We start from the raw sequence: 17,482 nt of genomic DNA, 5'->3' as shown, positions 1-17,482 counted from the left end.
GTCGTACGGTTCGACGCGAAGAGTTGTGGTCACGACCTGTACCCCTTGCTGAGAGCGGGCGCTGCGGGCGCGGCGCGGACAGTCGACCATGCCGAGACGACTTCTGCGGCCTGGTCCGGATCGAGCCGCGGATCGCACAGAGTCGGCGTGACCGCGGCCGGTGTGGTGGCGGGCGTCGAGCGCGGCGTTGAGCCTCCGAAGCATTCGCCGACGGCGTACGGGCTCGCCTCAAGGTGCAGTCCGTGCGCTCGTACGCCCGCCTCACTCAGGCACGCGAGGAACCGCCGCACCTCGGCGGCGACCGTCGCGACGTCACGGCTCTTCGTCCCGTCCGCCAGCTTGACCGTGTTGCCGTGCATGGGGTCGCTGAGCCACAGCACCGGATGGCCGTCGTCACGGACCGCGCGGGCGAGGGGTGGCAGCCGGTCGCCGATCACGTCAGCGCCCATACGTACGATGAGCGACAGCCGACCGGGCTCGCGGTGCGGGTCCAGCCGCCGGCACAAGTCGAGCAGCTCATCGGGCGTCATGGTCGGCCCGACCTTGCAGGCGACCGGGTTGACGACCTTGGAGAGCATCTCCACATGGGCGCCGTCCACCTGCCGGGTCCGCTCACCGATCCAGGGCCAGTGGGTCGAACCGAGCATCAAGCGGCCGCCGTCGAGCGTGCGGACCTGCGGCTGCTCGTAATCCATGAGCAGGGCCTCGTGGCTGGTCCACACACGGTCCTCGGGGGCACGCCCGGCCCAGTCGTCGCCGTCGTCGCCTCCCCGCCAGCCGAGGTGCTGCAGCGCTTCGCGGGCGGCCATGAAGCACACGAGCATCCGCAGCGGGTCAGGCCGCCTGCTGCGCGCGTCAGGCTCGGGGGCGTTGACGATGTGGCCGCGGTAGACGGGAAGAACGGTGCCGCCGATCTCTTCGGCGGGCTGCGAGCGCGGTTTCGCGAACTGTCCGGCGATACGGCCGACGCGGAGGACCGGAAGTCCGGCCGTGGCGCCGAGCAGGTCGGCGAGCTGGTGGATCAGCGCGGTCTTCGCGGCGATGTGCGGCTCGCCGCACTCGTCCGGGTGCTCGGCACAGTCACCGGCCTGCACGACCAGCGCCTCGCCCTTGGCTACCTCCTCCAGCGACTGCCGCAGCGCGAGGATCTGCTCAGGGCTGACAGAGGAATCGGTTGCCGACAGTGTGTCGCGGACCTGGGCGAGCTGGTGCGGATTCTCCCAGTCCGGCTGTTGGGCAGCGGGCACCCGCAGACTTAAGAAGCCTGAATTGTTCACGTGAATTCTTCCCCCGTAGAAGCACGAATGACGAGCCGCTCGACTGCCGGCCCAGCTATGTCGGTATTCCGTCGCGCACCACCCGCGGCACCTCGATACCGAGCGCGCGGAACTGCTGGCACGGGTTCATGAATTCCCGCTGCAGCTTGATCTTGCCGTTTTCGAAACGGAAGTAGTGGATGAAGTGGTTCTCGTAGTGGCCTTCGGGGTAACCCGGGAAGCGGATCTTGCCGGCGCCGTTGCACTCCACCCAGAACAGGTCCGGGTCCTGGGTGTCGAAGATCTCGATATCGGTCCACGCCCAGTCCGGAAAGCACTGCAGGGACCACACCGCGTGCTCGGCCAGCCTGTCCCGGCCGTTGATGACGATGGGCTCGCCGGTCTCCGTGGTCCAGAGACCGCCCTTGCCATCCTCGGTGAACAATTCATGACGCCGCAGCCGGTCCTGCCCGCGGGTGTTCATGTACTGGTCGACTATCCGTCGATTCTCGTCGCGATTGCCGTTGCTTGCGTCAGTCGACGCAGGTGCGCTCATATCCGTAACTCCCCACCCTCTTGGAACTTTGGTCAAGCCACTGTGGACACGCGTTCGGCCATGGACAGATCTTCGAGGTGCCGAGAACTTACCGACGCACAGTCAGCAGTCGCAAATATCCGTTGCCTCATCAGGATGCGCGCGTCACAGCCGTCGCACCGATTCCACCTCCCCTCCCTCCAGCATTTCGACATCTACGGGACGATAAAGGACATCTGCAAAGACAAGAGGCAAGATCACTCCATATCCCGGGCAGCCTCGGCCGCCGACGATCGGGCGCGGCCCGACGAAAGAGACGACGGAACAGACGATGAAACAGCGCGGGACGAGCCGTGGACCGCCGCGGCCGCGCACGCGGCCGCCGCGCACGACGCGCGCGCCGCGTTCGGGACCGCGGGCCAGTGGGGTGGTGCCACGACACGGCGCGGACATGACGTGCGCCCGACGGGGCGGCCGACGAACTCCGGGCGGCGCCGTAGGTCACCGGGGCCGCCCGGGCAGGTACCCGGTGGTGCGTGCTCAACCATCGGGCGCGGCGCGGGGTTTCGTGCTCCCTACCGACGAAGTCGCCTGAGAAGTGGTCTTCCTGGCGCGATGAAGGCCACGCGCCCAGCCCGGGCGGCGGAAGCGACACGACCACGGCCCCGGCTCATGCGGTGCCGAGCCGGGACTTCCTGGCGGGCTGCGTGGGATCACCCCAACCCGGTCTGGTTCAGGCTTGCTTCGGTGCCTGGCACTGCCACATGGGGAAGGGGGCGGAGCGTGGGGCCGGTTGTACGGACTGCCGTACGACAAGGTGACAAGGTCGGGGGCTCCCCCGCGGATCGGCCTCTGAGGATGCTCTCCCGGGGCGGCCTCAAGAATGTTTGGCTGCTGTCTGACGGTTCCGCTGCCGGTACAACGCCGCGCTGGTGCGCGCCGCGTGACGTCTTGCGCGGACGGCCCATGGAACCCGGGAGCCCGTGCGCTTGCGAGCACTGGAGCGGTCGCGCGAACTTGTCTGCTCGGAGCGGGAGTTCACCAGCCGCCGAGGGCGTCCTCCGCCTGATCGCGTGCTCCGGGTTGGACGGCGGGCTCAACCGGGTCCGGTTCATCACAGGCTCGACGCACACCCTCCAGCCTTCGCACCATCATCGGCCCCCTGCATCAGTCACCTTCGTGTGGCTCCCCCGCCGGTCCCGAACGCCCGGAGGCCTGTCCCCTCTTCCCTCATCTCCCTCCCCCTCCTCCCCGCAGCAAGGGCCGCAGCGCGCCGATGCCGCGACGACGTGCTGGAAGAGCGCCCGGTGTGGCGGTCGCCCCAGGTCCCTCCGGTCACGGTGCTCTCCCGGTCGCCCTTCATGGGCAGCCGGGTCTCACCCTTCCCGCGCCCAGGGCGGATGGCCAGGCAGAGGCGGCCGGAGCATCCGGTCGAGTCGCGAGCGCCGGAGCATCCGGTCGAGGGCGAGCGGCGGTGCGTGGCTGCCGGGGACCAGCCGGGCCGGGCGCTGCCCCCTGCCGCGCACGGGCCCCCTCCGCCGGGCGACGACAGGCCTCGCGGGCGGGATATCAAGTGATCATTCCGGATATGTCCGTGCTTGAGCGATATTCACCTCCCCCAGTGGCCGTACCGAAGAGCCGAAATGGAATTGACAGAAGCCACCGGGACGCGCGCATTTTCGTGAGGCAACCGATAATTGAAGGCTTGGGTACGCGTTGATATGGTCCGGTCTACGTCGAACGGGCATTCACAGCAGAGAGCCGCAGTAGACAGGGGAATTGCCGAACATGAGCACATACGCACCGGCTGAGGAAACAGTCCGGAATCGCGACCACAACCGTAAAGTGGTCGAGCAGTACATGAACACGCGTGGACAAGACCGCTTGCGGCGTCATGAATTGTTCACCGAGGATGGCAAGGGCGGTCTCTGGACCACGGAGACCGGCGAGCCCATCGTCATCAACGGCCGGGACAGGCTGGCCGAGCACGCGGTGTGGTCCCTGCAGTGCTTTCCGGACTGGGCGTGGACCGATATCGAGATCTTCGACACCCAGGACCCGGACCTGTTCTGGGTGGAGTGCAACGGCGCCGGCAAGATCCGCTTCCCGGGTTACCCCGAAGGCCACTACGAGAACCACTTCATCCACTACTTCCGTTTCGAAAACGGCAAGATCAAGCTGCAGCGGGAATTCATGAACCCGTGCCAGCAGTTCCGCGCGCTCGGTATCGAGGTGCCGCACGTCGTGCGGGAGGGAATACCGACCTGAACCAGCGGACGCGCGACATGTCGGCATTCTGGCGACCACGCTTGAGGACTACGCCAACGACGTGCGGGGCTTCCTGGCCGGGGACACCATCGGTGACTTCTCCACCGCGAAACATCAGCTGATCCTGCCGTACGCCGCGATGCGCCGCGCCAAGGTCACCGCCGCCGACAAGCCGCTCTCGCGGCACAGGCTGTCGTGGCCCAGGTGTCGTGGCCCAGGACGTGCTCGGCACCGTCCTGGGTGGCACCGCACCGCCGACCAGTTCGCCCTGATTCGCCGGACAAGCGGGCACGGCCAGCACCGTGCGGGTGATCACCGGCCGGGTCAGCCACCCGCGTCGCTCGGCGCGATCGGCCTCAGCCGGCACCGGACCACCGGCGCCGCAGGCAGCGACGTGCTGGTGGTGATCCCCTGCCGCCCGCCCGCCGAGCGCGGTTGTCCCGCGCCCGACGACCACACCACCGCATCGCTATGACCATGACGATGGCCGACGAGGAACACCAGCCGGTCTCCTCGGACCTGTCCGGCTGTCGCAGCGCGCGGTGCGGCTGACTGGCGGGCATGTCGACGCCAACGACGCCGCGTGCGCACGGACGGTCAAGGTGGTGCTCGCCGATGAGATCGGTACCGGCCAGAGCGCCGACTTCGTCATCGATCGCACCTACGTCGCCGGCGTCACCGGCCACAGCCCGGCCCTGGCCTTGTCGGTCCTCCGCGAGCTGCTGGTCGACGTCACCGCCTTCCCCGACCTGGCCGCCAACTACTTCGCCCTGGACGGTGAGCGGCGGCGGACGCGGAGGTTGTCGCCCGCCTACGGCGTCGTGGAGGACGCGGCCACCGGGAACGGTCGCCGGTCCGCTGGCCATCCACCTCGCCCAGCACGGGCACGCCACGTACGGGAAGCCCAACGAGATCCACCAGGTGTTCGTACTCGGCAGGCGCCCGGTCATGTTCGCCGAAGCGACTCGTCAGCGACGGCGGCGAGCTCACCCGCGTGCGGGTGAGCGGCCACGGCACCATCGCCGCCGAGGGCGCCCTCCACATCTGAGGGAGACAGACGTGAGCAGCGCGTTCGTGAGCGTGACCGGCATCCTCGGTCCCGCCTCTCCCCCGTCTCTCCCGAAGGTGACACGCCGCCCGGAGCCCATGCCGCCGGTGCGGAAAGGGGCGACATCCGCCATCCCGGGCGGCGTACGCGAACCACGGCCACGGTCGTCGGCCCAGCGGGCCGCGGTGGGTCGCCGGACACCTTCTCCAGCCGCACACCTGCGGCAGAACTCGCCGACGGCGGCGACATCGCGGACGCGCTCCGCCGCTACGAGAGCGTCCGCCCGAGCGGGCCCTGGCCGGACGACCGGGCGGTGACGTGTCAGGCGAGCTGCTAGCCATCACACGCGGCTACCGCGCGGAGCGTGGAGCGTGGACCGTTCGCCGCCTCGTAGCCGCCCGCTCCCCCGCGTGGAATCCTCCCTTCTGACTCTTCTCCCGACCTCCCTACCGACTTCTCTTCCGACCTCCCTACCGACCAGACAGACGGGGAACGATCCATGTCGAGCACAGGCACCGCATCACTCGGTGCGCAACTCACCGCCATCCTGACCGACCCTCAAGGTGGCTCAGGCGAACGTCCCGGGCTGGCCACCCGCGTACGCTACGCGTGTGTCATCCGGCGATTCGAATTCCTGCCGGTCATCCTCACCGTGGCTCTCGCACCAGCCCTGCTGGGCGCGCATTCCTGGGATGACCTCTTTTCGTTCAACACGCTGGTGGCCGTACTCTTCGCCATCTCCGGCATGCAGGTCGGCAACATGACCAACGCCCTGGCCGACCGTGAACAGGACGCCCTGTACAAATCTCGGCAGTCGGAGGCCATTTACGGACTCGGGGTCTCGCGGGTCGTCGTCCATATCGCCGTGTCGACGGCCATCTGCTGCGCCATGGCCGTCTTCCTGGCCGTGCGGACAGAGCACTGGGACCTCCTGCCGCTGGCAGTCGTGGCCGGACTCCTCGGCTTCCAGTACTCCGTCCCTCCGCTGAAACTGAAGAGCGCCGGCGGCTGGCAGCTGCCGACGCTTCAGCTCGACCTGGTATTCCTGCCCGGCGTGTTCGTCCTGCGTTCCTACGGACACGAGGTGGAATGGGGCAGCGTCCTGGCCCTGGCGGGCTTCGCCCTGACACTGGTGTCGCTGTTCGTCACCAGTCACGCGGAGGACTACCTGGAAGACGAGCAGTTCGGGGTCAGGACGTACACCTGCGCCTGGGGGCTGACCAAGACGATGTACGTGCAGTCCACGATGCTGTTCGTGGGCGCGCTGCTGTTCATCGGCTCGGTGTACGCGACGTTCGGGTTCTCCTGGGCGTTCATCCCGTGGATCGCCGCCTGGCTGGCGAGCCAGCGGTTCCTGTTCACCGTGATACGGGACGTACGCGGCAACACGCTCGACGCGGCGATCGAGGCGCTGCACAAGAAGTCGCTCATCGGTCCTTACCACGCCGCGCTGATGGGCTGGGCGACGGTCGCCCTGGCGGTCTTCGTCCTGATCGGGCGGTGAACGGCTGTCGGCGTCGCCTGCCCGCGAGGACTCGGGGCAGGCGACGCCGACGGCGCCGTGTCCCGGCAAGTCCCTCTCCGGCAGACCTCCTTCCGCCCCCGGCTCCCGGGAACGGCAGAAGGCCGTCAGCGCCCGGGATCTTCTGGCGCACCGGGTCTCACGACGCGGCCGCGGGGTCCTGCCCGAGTCCACAGGGCGTGCCCGGACGCGACGTCACCGCTTTGCCCGTCGCCATCATGTGCAGACGGCTGGTCATCACCTTGATCTGCCGGTGCAGGTCGGCCGGGTTGGTGCAGGCGTACGTATCGGCGAGTATCGCCTTGTCCTCGGCGGTGACGCCGCTGTGCCGTTCGGTGCGGCGGTAGGGCGTGGCCGTGTCGTATTCCTTGCGGCGCCGGCCATGGTCCCCGTTGGTCGACACCGCGTGCTGCTGCGGATAGAAGTAGTTCGTGAGCCTGGACAGCGCCAGCCAGACCTTGTTGAGCAGCAGGAGTTCCGCGGGCGTGTCGTAGCGGTACTCATCAGCGACGGTGCGCACCAGACACCAGTTCTTCTGGCCGACATGGTGATTGCCGCTGGAGGCGGGGCGCGCGCGGGTGAACGTCACCTTGCGTTGCTCGCACCAGTGCAGTAACACCTCGTCGGTCTCCGCGCCGTGGTTGCCGGAATCTATCCCGAGGACCGGGAACGGGAGAACACCCGCGATCTCGTCCAGCGCGAAAGGCACCCGGTTGATGGCGCGGACCGTGCGGTTCTCGGTCCATCCGGTGGCGATGTCCGTGGCGGACACCGTCCGCGCGTGGTCACCCGCTGCCGTACCGCCGTCGTGGCAGACGACCGTGATCTCCATGAAGCCCGGCTTCGTGTGGTCCCATTCCGCCCAGGTGAGAAGCGGGAGTTCGTTGCGCAGGAGCGAACCGGGCCTCATGCGCGTTGCCGCGCTGGACCGCTGCCGCAGCGGTGCCAGGCGGCGGTCGATCGTCGCCGCCGACATCCCCATCAGCAGTTGCGCGGTGTCCTCATCGATGGCCAGCTCGTTGTGGCGGCGCAGCACCGGCACCAGCTCGCGCAGCGCCGGCGCCAGCCGCTTACCCGCGGGCATGTCCAGTATCCGCCAGCAGAACGTCAGGGCGGCGACCACCTCGGCGTCGTACTTGACGTACCCGCTGGGCAGGAGCTTGGCCGACTCGGGACGCGTGGCCCGCAGCAGCGCCTTGCGGGCATGGCTGCGGTGCCATCCGGTCGCCGCGCACACCCGGTCGAGGATGTGCGTCTTCTCCTGCTTGCCCGCCTGGGCGTAGCGAGCGGCGAAGGCGCGCGTCAGGGCCCTGCGCTCTGCGAGCGTCGCGATCGGCGCGTCGGCCGGCACCCCAGCGGCCTGCACGGTCGGCGCGCCGCCCTCATGCCGGACGGAACGCAGCAGCACCCGTGGCGGGACGCGTGGTGATGCCGGTGGTGGTGGCGGGCGGCGGTGTGCGGGGTCCCCCGTCTCGATCCGGGCCGTGCCTGTGGCCAAGCTGGTCAACGTTCCCCCATACGGCTTCGGCCTCCATCTGAGGCCCCTTACCTGTTCGTCGGATGAGCGGTGGCCCGGATCGACAACCTCCGCTGGAGGATGGGTCCGGGTTTTGGAGTGGCGTGAGGTGATCAGCGGGCGTGGAGCCCGCGTACCGGTGGTCCGGTGGTCGGGCCGCTGCGGGGCAGCGGGTGGCCGGCATGGTCTCGGCGTTGGTCACCGGGCGGCACCCGGGTTCCCCGGGGCGGCGCACTTGTGCGCCTCACGCGTCCAGTTCCTTCAGCCGCCAGAGGAGGAAGTCGCGTTCGACGGCGTTCTCGGTCATCACCAGCGCGTCGCGATAGGCCGCCCTGGCCTCGTCGGTGCGGCGCAGACGCCGCAGGAAGTCCGCGCGGGCGGCCGCGTAGTACTGGTAACTCGCCAACTGCGGCTCGGTGGCCAGTTCGTCAAGAGCCTCCAGACCGGCGGCCGGGCCGCGCGCCTGACCGATCGCGATGGCCCGGTTCAGCGCCACCACAGGCGACGGCCAGATCCGCAGCATCGTGGCGTAGAGGTCGACGATGGTCTGCCAGTCGGTGGACTCCCAGTCCGGGGCCTGCGCGTGCACGGCCGCGATGGCCGCCATGAGCACGTACCGGGTGGGCGGCTGGTGGCGCATGGCGGCTGTGACCAGCCGCAGCCCCTCCCCGGTGTCGGCGGTGTCCCACAAGGTGCGGTCCTGTTCGGACAGCAGCGCGAGCGAACCGTCGGGCCTCGTGCGGGCGTGCCGACGCGCGTCGGTGAGGAGGATGAGCGCCAGCAGCCCGACCGGGCCGGGCTGGGCGGGCAGTAGCCGGTGCAGCACACGCGCCAAGTGCACGGCGCGCTCGATCAGATCGCGGCGTTGCAGCTGGACGCCGGACGGCGCGGTGTGCCCGGTGCTGAAGACCAGGTGCACGACGTCCAGGACGGCTTCCACCCGGGCGGGCAGTTCCTCGGGCGGTGGTTCCCGGTACGGAATCCGGGCCGCCTTGATCTTCTTCTTGCCGCGCGTGATCCGCGCCGCCATGGCCGGTTCGGAGACGAGCAGGGCACGGGCGACCTCGGCCGTCGATAAGCCGCATACCAGCCGTAACGTGAGGCCGACGCGCGTGTCGACGTCCAGCAGGGGATGACAGCAGGTGAAGATCAGCCGAAGCCGGTCGTCCGGGATGTCCTCGTCGGCGATGCCCTGGTCGGCAGGTGGGGCGGTGTCGTCCCCGGCGAGCAACGGCAGCTTGTCGCGAAAGGTGTCGTGCCGGCGGATCACGTCCATCGCGCGGCGCCGCGCGACCGTGGTCAGCCATGCCTCAGGACGGCGGGGCACGCCCTCTTCCGCCCACTGGGTGAACGCCTGGGTGTAGGCGTCCTGCACACATTCCTCGGCCAGGTCGAGATCGCGGGTGATGCGCACGGTGGCGGCGAGCACGAAGCCCCACTGCCCGCGGTGCGCTTGTGCGACTGCGGCCGCGACGGTGTCGTCCATCAGCAGACGCTGTGGTCAGGCGACCGGCGCGGGACGGACCGGGCGGCCCCCCTCGACGCCCCCGAGCGGCACTGGGAGGCGCCAGGTGCCGCGGAGCGCCTGGTTCCGATTCTCGGTCTCGGCCTGGGTCCGGGTCTCGGTCAGGAAGTGACCGTCACCGGCGACGGCCTTTCGGGACTGAGGGAATGCCCCGCCACTGATCCGTACCACGCTCTTGTCGCGCGCCATGAACCGCTGACGCCCCTTCACCAGCGCGGACACGGCCACCGGCTCCAGCGCACTGGTCAGCACCCCATCCCCGTAGACGCACAGCATGTAGTCCCCCACCGCTTCGTGTCCCCCCTGCCCCCGGACCCCGCCTGCTCACAGTGCGACGCCACTCGTACTCATCGTTCCCCGCCGCACGGTGAGCAAGCCCCCTTGTTCCCTCACCGCTGACTCTCACCTGGCGGCGGACCTGCGACAACGGGTCCGCAGAGCCTCCGTCACTGATCGTTTCGTGCTGGCGAGAACGCATGGTACAGCTTCCTCCGGCAGCTGTGGACAGGTACGTCCCGGGCCACTGTCCCCCCCTTCGCCGCTGGCGAAGCCGTCACTTCCCAAAGCGGCGGAAGAGTTTTCTACGAACGTGCTTGAGGTCAGCACTGAGGAGGTCGGCACACCGTCGCTGACGCAAGGTCGGCACCTCGCTGACAACGCAGCAAGGCCGCCCGCGCCCGGGGTGGGCAGGTGGGTGCGGGCGGCCTCGCCGAACATGCCGTCGCGTGGCCCGGTGCCGACCCCTTGCTTACGGTCGGCACCGGACCACGCGAGTGCGGCAGAGTCAGTCGGTCGCCCAGAAGCGGTTGTTGGCCTCTCGCGCTGACGGGAGCGGGAGTCCGGGGCGGTCAGGGTGGGGTGACAGACGCCGACTGGGAGTCAACAGCCCGTTGCCTGGTTCTTCAGCCGCTCCCGCAGCTCCTCGACATCGGCGAGGAACCACGTCTGCGACCCGCGGTTGCCTTCGCGGACGAAGTCCCGCAGCGCCGAACTGGCCTCCGTGTGGCGGGAGATGTCACCGAGGACGACCAGGCTCATCCGGTAGTTGGCGAACTTCTGGACGATCTCGCCAGCGACACGGGTCCGCAGCTGGAAGAACGCCTCGTCGAATCGCCCGGCGGGGATGACGACCCACCGGGCACCCTGGTGGTAGGCATCGCCTATGACATCCAGGGCGTCGCTTTCGCCGCGGATGGGATCGCCTTCGGAGGCGCACATCAGGACAGGCACGTCATGGATTGTCTGCAGGGTGCTCATGAGGGTCGAGGCTAATCGGAGCACACGGCCGCGGTCGACGTAATTCTTCAGACGGTGTCCTGTGGGACAGAGGATCAACAGGACACCGCCTGGGCCCGGCGGTCAGGTCAGTTCGAGTCCGCCGTCGATGGTGAGGACCTGTCCGGTGAGCCAGGCGGAGTGGGCGTCGGCGAGTCGCAGTATCCACGTGGCGACTTCGGCGGGATCTCCTCGGCGGCCGAGCGGGATACGCGTCGCCTCCTCCGCTTTGATCTGATCGACCACGGCGTCAGGGAGGCCCGCGGCGGTCAGGGCCTCGCTCTCGGTGGGGCCGGGGGCGAGGGCGTTGACCCGGATGCGCTCTGGTGCCAGCTCCAGCGCCCAGCTGCGGGTCAGCTGCTCCAGTGCGGCTTTGGAGGCCCCGTAGTGGCTGGCTCCGGCTGCTGGGCGGTGCCCGAATGTGCTGGATATATTGACAATCGCCCCGCTTGAGGCCTTCAGGTAGGGCAACGCCGCCCTCGCCAGCAGGCTCGGCGCGGTGACGTTGGTGGCCAGCACCTGGGTGATCCGGGCAGCGGTCGCCTGCCCCAGCGGCATCGCGGCGAACACCCCGGCGTTGTTGACCAGGACGTCGAGGCGGCCCCACCGGTCGACGGCGGCCTGGATGATGCCCTCCGGCCCGCCGTCGTCGCAGATATCGGCAGGAAGTGGCGTGATCGCCGGATGCAGCGCCGCGGTGTCTGCGAGGGCGTCCGCCCGGCGGCCCACCCCCAGGACGCGGGCGCCCGCCCCGGCGAACGCCGCCGCGGCGGCTCGTCCGATCCCCGAACCGGCTCCGGTCACGATCACGACCTGGTCGGCGAACTGGCTGGTCGTCGGCTCTGTCACGGTTACCCCCAACGTTCGATATTCATAGAACATCGAAACGTTAACATGGTGCCATGAAAGAGCCGCAGCATCCCGACCTCGGCGAGGTCACGCTCACCCGGGTGCTGGCCGCGCTCAGTGACCCGATCCGGCTCGGACTCGTGAGGCTCCTGGCCGACGGTCAGGAACGCGGATGGGGCGAACTGCGGGCGCCGGTCGCCAAGTCCACCTTGAGCCACCATCTGAAAGTCCTGCGGGACGCGGGCATCACCCGGACCCGCCAGGAAGGCACCCGCTGCTTCGTACGACTGCGCCGGGACGACCTCGACATGCGATTTCCCCGGCTGATGGCGACGCTGCTGGCCGTCGCGAGTGCCGACGGCGTCGGCGAGGACGTCACGGTGGTGAGGTGAGGGCCGGGCCACCCGGAACCGCGCTCCGGACGTCCGGGCCTCACCTCACCGGCCTCACCAGGCGATGACGGCCAGCGCCATGGCGGCCAGCGCGACCGTTGCCAGTACGAGAGCGACGCAGACGCGGATCAGCCGCCGGCGCAGTTCTTCGTAGCGGGCGGTGTACTCGGCGTTGAGTTCATGACAGCGGTCGCGAAAGCGTTGCAGGGTCCGCCGGGTGAGGACGAGCCGGTCCTCGGTGTAGAGACGCACGACGTCGTCGCGTTCGGCCGGGCCGAGCCAGGGCAGGCGGCCCGCGAACACCTCGCCGTCGGCCCGGGCCTGGTCCCTTTCGGCTTGCAGCAGCAGGTAGCCCTCCAGATGCGCGATGCCGGAAGCGGCTTGCCGGGCCTCCTGGTCGTGGTCCATGACGGAGGGTCGCCTCACTCAGTCCTTGTCCCCGGACAGCGGTGCCGCCCCTCCCTTGCCGACGTCGACCATGTCCCGCCGTCCGACGTTCTGCTCCTGGTCGAGTAGGGCGATGTCGGGGTGGTGCAGGTCGAAGGCCGGCGACTCGGAACGAATGCGCGGGAGGGTGACGAAGTTATGCCGGGGCGGTGGGCAGGACGTCGCCCATTCCAGCGAACGGCCGTATCCCCATGGGTCGTCGACCTGGACTCTCGGCGCGTATTTAGCGGTCTTCCATACGTTGTAGATGAACGGCAGGGTGGACAGCCCCAGCAGGAAGGCGCCGAGGGAAGAGATGGTGTTGAGCGTGGTGAAGCCGTCGGCGGCGAGATAGTCGGCGTACCGGCGGGGCATGCCTTCGACGGCGACCCAGTGCTGGACGAGAAACGTGGTGTGGAATCCGATGAACAGCGTCCAGAAGTGGATTTTGCCCAGCCGCTCGTCGAGCATGGTCCCGGTGAACTTCGGCCACCAGAAGTGGAATCCGGCGAACATGGCGAAGACCACCGTACCGAAGACCACGTAGTGGAAGTGGGCGACGACGAAGTAGCTGTCGGTGACGTGCCAGTCCAGTGGTGGTGATGCCAGGATGACGCCGGTCAGGCCGCCGAACAGGAAGGTGACGAGGAATCCGATGGACCACAGCATCGGTGTCTCGAAGGAGAGGGACCCGTTCCACATGGTGCCGAGCCAGTTGAAGAACTTCACTCCGGTCGGGACGGCGATGAGGAAGGACATGAAGGAGAAGAAGGGCAGCAGCACCGCACCGGTGGGGAACATGTGGTGTGCCCACACGGTCACCGACAAGCCGGTGATCGCGATGGTGGCGGCGACCAGTCCGATGTATCCGAAGATCGGCTTTCGGCTGAAGACCGGGAGGATTTCGCTGATGACCCCGAAGAACGGCAGGGCGATGATGTAGACCTCGGGGTGGCCGAAGAACCAGAAGAGGTGCTGCCACAACAGGGCGCCGCCGTTGGCCGGGTCGAAGATGTGGGCGCCGAACTTCCGGTCCACCTCCAGGGCGAACAAGCTGGCGGCCAGCACCGGGAAGGCGAGCAGCACCAGCACGCTGGTGAGCAGGACGTTCCAGGAGAAGATCGGCATCCGGAACATCGTCATGCCCGGGGCGCGCATGCAGATGATCGTGGTGACGAAGTTGACCGCGCCGAGGATCGTGCCGAACCCGGACAGCGCCAGGCCGAGAATCCACATATCACCGCCCATGGCCGGGGTGTGCACCTGGTCGGAGAGCGGGGTGTAGGCGAACCAGCCGAAGTCGGCCGCGCCGCCGGGGGTGAGAAAGGCACCTACCGCGATGAGCGATCCGAAGAGGTAGAACCAGTACGCCAGCATGTTCAGCCGTGGAAAGGCCACATCGGGCGCGCCGATCTGCAAGGGCATGATCGCATTGGCGAAACCCGCGAAAAGCGGGGTCGCGAACATCAGCATCATGATCGTGCCATGCATGGTGAACGCCTGGTTGTACTGCTCGTTCGACACGATCTGGGTGCCCGGCCGGGCCAGTTCGGCCCGCATGACCATCGCCATCAGGCCGCCGAGCGTGAAGAAGGCGAAAGAGGTCACCATATACAGGGAACCGATTGTCTTATGGTCCGTGGTCGTCAGCCACGCGACTGCCGCCTGTCCCGGGGTGCTTTTTCTGACGATCGGTTCATTCTCGGTTTCTGACGCGGTCACCCTCTGGTCCTTCCGCTGACGGCTACTCAAGGCCAGGGCCGTTCAAGCCCGAAGAGTGCCCACACCAAAGCTGTCGATTCACCGCCCTTAATAGCGCGATACAGCGTGGCAGTGCCAGTTACTTCCCAGTTGGGCGTGTGGCTGGGCCCGCGTGCGCCCGCCGGGTAATCCGCCCACAGAATGGAGGATCGGTATCGGGATCTCGGCGCCGATTGCCACAATGAGTCCACCATTCGTGGGACAAGACGAGCACGGTGGGTGTGTCGGGATACAAACGCATCCGTGAACCCCATGGGTCCGCTATGGCCCGATGGCCGTCCGGTGAGGGGAAAGCGGCAGCACGCGTACGCACCGCTGGGCGGCCATGCCCCTGACACGCCTGGCCGTCTCGGGCGTATCCAGTACCACCGCGTTCGCCACCGGTGCCGGGTCCGCCGCGACCGGCGCCACCCGCCGTACCGGCGCGACCGGGGTGGTGGGCGCCCGGTGGGAGCACCTCGTGGTCTGCGGCGTGCCCGAGGGGCACGGCTGACGCCCCTCAGCCGTGCCCCTCGCCACGGTGCTGCCGCCCGCCGGGCGGGCTACGCCGCGTCGCTGCCCACTGATCGGCCGGAAGCCATGACGTGACCGCGCCAGCCGGTGTCCGTAGCCATTCGGCGTAGTCGGCGGCTTTCACGTTCTCCCAGCTCGCGCGGGGTCTTCGCCCGCCATCCCCCGGCGGACCGCGGGGAAACGCCGGTACGCGTGCCCGGGCGGGCGATTCCCGGGTGATGCGGCGATGTCATGCCGGGGACCGCAGGGGCTGCTTATCCTCTGTGCCCACGGCCCCCGGCTTTTTCACGGCGTACGCCGGCGTCGACGGGACCGGCACGGCCGGGAGACGCGGGCGGCTCGCGCGGGCGGTGCGGCGGCTCCAGGCGCGGGGCGCCGCCGGAGGCGGTGGTCCGGAAGCTGCGGGGTCTGCCGAGGTGGAGAGACGATGGGTAACGCCCCGGCAACCGGTGGGGTGCGGGCGCGACCAGCACGGCCGTGTCGTGACAGCGGCGGAAGGAGCAGCTGGGGATGGGCAGCACCGATGCGTTCTCCGCCGAGCTGGGCCCGGTCGGTCAGGTGGAGGCAGGGCCCGCCGCGCCCGGCGGGCTGCTGGACGTCCTGGGAGTGGCGGCGGTGGTGCTCGACGCGGACGGGCGGGTCGTGCTCTGGAGCCCGCAGGCCGAGCAGCTGCTGGGGTACACCGCCGAGGAGGCGCTGGGCCAGTACGCGGCGCAGCTGCTGGTCGCCGAGGAACATCTCGATCTTGTGCTCAACCTGTTCGCGCAGGTCATGAGCAGCGGCGAGAGCTGGGCCGGGGTTTTCCCCATCCGCAACAGAGACGGCGGCACCAAGCTGCTCGAATTCCGCAACATGCGGTTGCTGGACGACCGCGGTGACTTCTACGCCCTCGGGCTGGCCACCGACCAGGCGACGCTGCGCCGGGTGGAGCGGGATCTGGCCCTCTCGGTGCGCCTGGTGGACCAGTCGCCGATCGGGCTGGCCGTCATGGACACCGATCTGCGCTACGTCGCCGTCAACCCGGCCCTGGAGAGGATCGACGGCCTGCCCGCCGAGCAGCACCTGGGACGGCGGGTCGGCGACATGCTGCCGTTTCTGGACGCCCCCACCATGGAGGCCGACATGCGCAAGGTCCTGGACACCGGGACGCCGGTGCTGGGCCGGAACGTGCTCGGCCACACCCCGGCCGCACCGGATGACGAGCGGGCCTGGTCGATCTCGCTGTACCGGCTCGACGACCCCGGGGGCCGGGTCCTGGGGCTGGCCACCTCGGTGGTGGATGTCACCGACCAGCACCGGGCGGACCAGGAGGCCAAGCGGGCCCGGCACCGGCTGGCTCTGGTCGCCGACGCTTCGGTGCGTGTCGGCACCACCCTCGACCTGGAGCAGACGGCCCGGGAGCTGGCCGATGTCGCCGTTCCCGAGCTCGCCGACGTCGCCGCGGTGGACGTCCTGGACGCCGTCCTCAAGGAGCGCCGCGCACCGGTGCCGGCCGACGGCCCGGCGGACTTCCGGGCCCTCGCCGTCGACGCGGCCTACCCCACCGCCGCCGTCCAGGCGGCCGACCCTCCCGGTGAACTCGCCCGTTACGACGCCGACCGCCTGGTCACCCGGTGTGTGCGGACCGGCCGGCCGGTCGTGGTGCCCCACGTGGACGAGACGGACCTGCGGCGCATCGCCCGCGACAGCGCCGCCGCCGCGCTGCTGGCCCGGGCAGGGGTGCACTCCTACCTGGCCGTGCCCTTGATCGCCCGCGGTGAGGTGCTGGGCGCGCTGGACCTCAAACGAGCCCGTAACCCGCGCGCCTTCGACTCCGACGATGTCCTGCTGGCCACCGAGCTGGCGGCCCGTGCCGCGGTGAGCATCGACAACGCCCGCTGGTACGAGCAGCAGCGCAACACCGCGCTCACCCTCCAGCGGAGCCTGCTGCCCCAGCACCCGCCGCCCCTGGTCGGCCTGGAGGCGGCCTCGCGCTATCAGCCGGCCGGGTCCGCCAACGAGGTCGGCGGCGACTGGTTCGACATCCTCCCGCTGGCCGACGACAAAACCGCCCTGGTGGTGGGCGACGTGATGGGCAGCGGCATCAACGCCGCCACGGCCATGGGGCGGCTGCGTACCGCCACCCAGACCCTGGCCGGGCTCGACCTTGAACCGGCGGAGGTCCTGAGCCATCTCGATACGATCACCGCCAAACTGGACCCCTACTTCGCCACCTGCGTATACGCCGTGTACGACCCGCACCGGGCCCAGTGCTGCATCTCCGTCGCCGGTCACCTGCCCCCGGTCCTGGTGCGGCCCGGCCACTTCCCGCGCCTGCTGGACCTGCCCACCGGCGCCCCGCTGGGAGTCGGCGGCGTGCCCTTCCTCTCCGTCGCCATCGACCTCGTCCCCGGTGACCAGCTCGTCCTCTACACCGACGGCCTGGTCGAAACCCGCGACCAGGACATCGACACCAGTCTGGAGAGCCTGCTCGCCCTGCTCGACGTCCCGCACCGAAGCCTGGAGGAGACCTGCGACCAGCTCCTCGACGCCCTGCGGCACCCGGGCGACCACGATGACGTCGCGCTGCTCATCGCGCGTATCCGGGGCCTGTGAC

16 protein-coding genes are annotated in these 17,482 nt (G+C 69.1%); 7 read left to right on the top strand and 9 right to left on the bottom strand.

Translation table 11 applies throughout. The features are described from left to right. Window positions 1–29: 29 nt before the first annotated feature. The gene (locus AC5P1B_RS13745) at window positions 30–1,277 is read right to left on the bottom strand and encodes a 3-deoxy-7-phosphoheptulonate synthase (protein ID WP_493887277.1); all 1,248 of its coding nucleotides are present in this window, start codon (window positions 1,275–1,277) and stop codon (window positions 30–32) included. A gap of 55 nt (window positions 1,278–1,332) precedes the next feature. After that, entirely contained in the window at window positions 1,333–1,812 is a 480-nt protein-coding gene (locus AC5P1B_RS13740; protein WP_493887276.1) for a PhzA/PhzB family protein, read from the bottom strand. A 1,767-nt stretch (window positions 1,813–3,579) separates the two neighbouring features. Between AC5P1B_RS13740 and AC5P1B_RS13735 the strand changes: the two genes are divergently transcribed. The 4 genes from AC5P1B_RS13735 (at window position 3,580) to AC5P1B_RS13720 (ending at window position 6,611) form a co-directional block, all read left to right on the top strand. Continuing rightward, window positions 3,580–4,059 carry a PhzA/PhzB family protein gene (locus AC5P1B_RS13735; RefSeq protein ID WP_493887275.1) on the top strand — a complete coding sequence of 160 codons (480 nt, stop codon included), beginning with the start codon at window positions 3,580–3,582 and terminating at the stop codon, window positions 4,057–4,059. Window positions 4,060–4,120: 61 nt separating this feature from the next. After that, complete coding sequence (locus AC5P1B_RS13730) at window positions 4,121–4,534, top strand: hypothetical protein (RefSeq protein ID WP_493887274.1); 414 nt, start codon at window positions 4,121–4,123, stop codon at window positions 4,532–4,534. Window positions 4,535–4,601: 67 nt separating this feature from the next. Next, complete coding sequence (locus AC5P1B_RS13725) at window positions 4,602–5,063, top strand: hypothetical protein (RefSeq protein ID WP_493887273.1); 462 nt, start codon at window positions 4,602–4,604, stop codon at window positions 5,061–5,063. 543 nt (window positions 5,064–5,606) lie between these two features. Next, the gene (locus AC5P1B_RS13720) at window positions 5,607–6,611 is read left to right on the top strand and encodes a UbiA family prenyltransferase (RefSeq protein ID WP_493887272.1); all 1,005 of its coding nucleotides are present in this window, start codon (window positions 5,607–5,609) and stop codon (window positions 6,609–6,611) included. 157 nt (window positions 6,612–6,768) lie between these two features. Here the strand turns inward: AC5P1B_RS13720 and AC5P1B_RS13715 are convergent, their stop codons facing one another. From AC5P1B_RS13715 to AC5P1B_RS13695, 5 genes are all read right to left on the bottom strand, one after another. Continuing rightward, the gene (locus AC5P1B_RS13715) at window positions 6,769–8,127 is read right to left on the bottom strand and encodes a hypothetical protein (RefSeq protein WP_493887271.1); all 1,359 of its coding nucleotides are present in this window, start codon (window positions 8,125–8,127) and stop codon (window positions 6,769–6,771) included. Window positions 8,128–8,389: 262 nt separating this feature from the next. Continuing rightward, window positions 8,390–9,631: an RNA polymerase sigma factor gene (locus tag AC5P1B_RS13710; RefSeq protein WP_493887269.1), complete on the bottom strand. Its 1,242-nt coding sequence runs from the start codon at window positions 9,629–9,631 to the stop codon at window positions 8,390–8,392. Between the two features lie 15 nt (window positions 9,632–9,646). Next, on the bottom strand, window positions 9,647–9,958 hold the full coding sequence (locus tag AC5P1B_RS13705; RefSeq protein WP_493887268.1) for a hypothetical protein: 312 nt from the start codon (window positions 9,956–9,958) through the stop codon (window positions 9,647–9,649). A 591-nt stretch (window positions 9,959–10,549) separates the two neighbouring features. Beyond that, complete coding sequence (locus tag AC5P1B_RS13700) at window positions 10,550–10,927, bottom strand: DUF4180 domain-containing protein (RefSeq protein WP_493887266.1); 378 nt, start codon at window positions 10,925–10,927, stop codon at window positions 10,550–10,552. A gap of 102 nt (window positions 10,928–11,029) precedes the next feature. Further along, the gene (locus tag AC5P1B_RS13695; protein WP_493887265.1) at window positions 11,030–11,794 is read right to left on the bottom strand and encodes an SDR family NAD(P)-dependent oxidoreductase; all 765 of its coding nucleotides are present in this window, start codon (window positions 11,792–11,794) and stop codon (window positions 11,030–11,032) included. 53 nt (window positions 11,795–11,847) lie between these two features. On the opposite strand from AC5P1B_RS13695, the gene AC5P1B_RS13690 reads away from it, so the two are divergent. Then, window positions 11,848–12,186: an ArsR/SmtB family transcription factor gene (locus tag AC5P1B_RS13690; protein ID WP_493887264.1), complete on the top strand. Its 339-nt coding sequence runs from the start codon at window positions 11,848–11,850 to the stop codon at window positions 12,184–12,186. A gap of 54 nt (window positions 12,187–12,240) precedes the next feature. On the opposite strand, the gene AC5P1B_RS13685 is transcribed toward AC5P1B_RS13690, so the two are convergent. Next, window positions 12,241–12,594: a hypothetical protein gene (locus AC5P1B_RS13685; RefSeq protein WP_493887263.1), complete on the bottom strand. Its 354-nt coding sequence runs from the start codon at window positions 12,592–12,594 to the stop codon at window positions 12,241–12,243. Window positions 12,595–12,612: 18 nt separating this feature from the next. Continuing rightward, entirely contained in the window at window positions 12,613–14,334 is a 1,722-nt protein-coding gene (ctaD, locus tag AC5P1B_RS13680) for an aa3-type cytochrome oxidase subunit I (RefSeq protein ID WP_493887262.1), read from the bottom strand. Between the two features lie 364 nt (window positions 14,335–14,698). Between ctaD and AC5P1B_RS13675 the strand changes: the two genes are divergently transcribed. Next, complete coding sequence (locus AC5P1B_RS13675; RefSeq protein ID WP_493887261.1) at window positions 14,699–14,866, top strand: hypothetical protein; 168 nt, start codon at window positions 14,699–14,701, stop codon at window positions 14,864–14,866. A 530-nt stretch (window positions 14,867–15,396) separates the two neighbouring features. Continuing rightward, window positions 15,397–17,481: a SpoIIE family protein phosphatase gene (locus AC5P1B_RS13670; protein WP_493887260.1), complete on the top strand. Its 2,085-nt coding sequence runs from the start codon at window positions 15,397–15,399 to the stop codon at window positions 17,479–17,481. The last annotated feature ends 1 nt before the right edge of the window (window position 17,482 follow it).

The organism is Streptomyces sp. A01 (assembly GCF_059026195.1).
The sequence above is the reverse complement of the archived record's forward strand: the minus strand, read 5'-3'. Positions and strand labels throughout refer to the sequence as shown.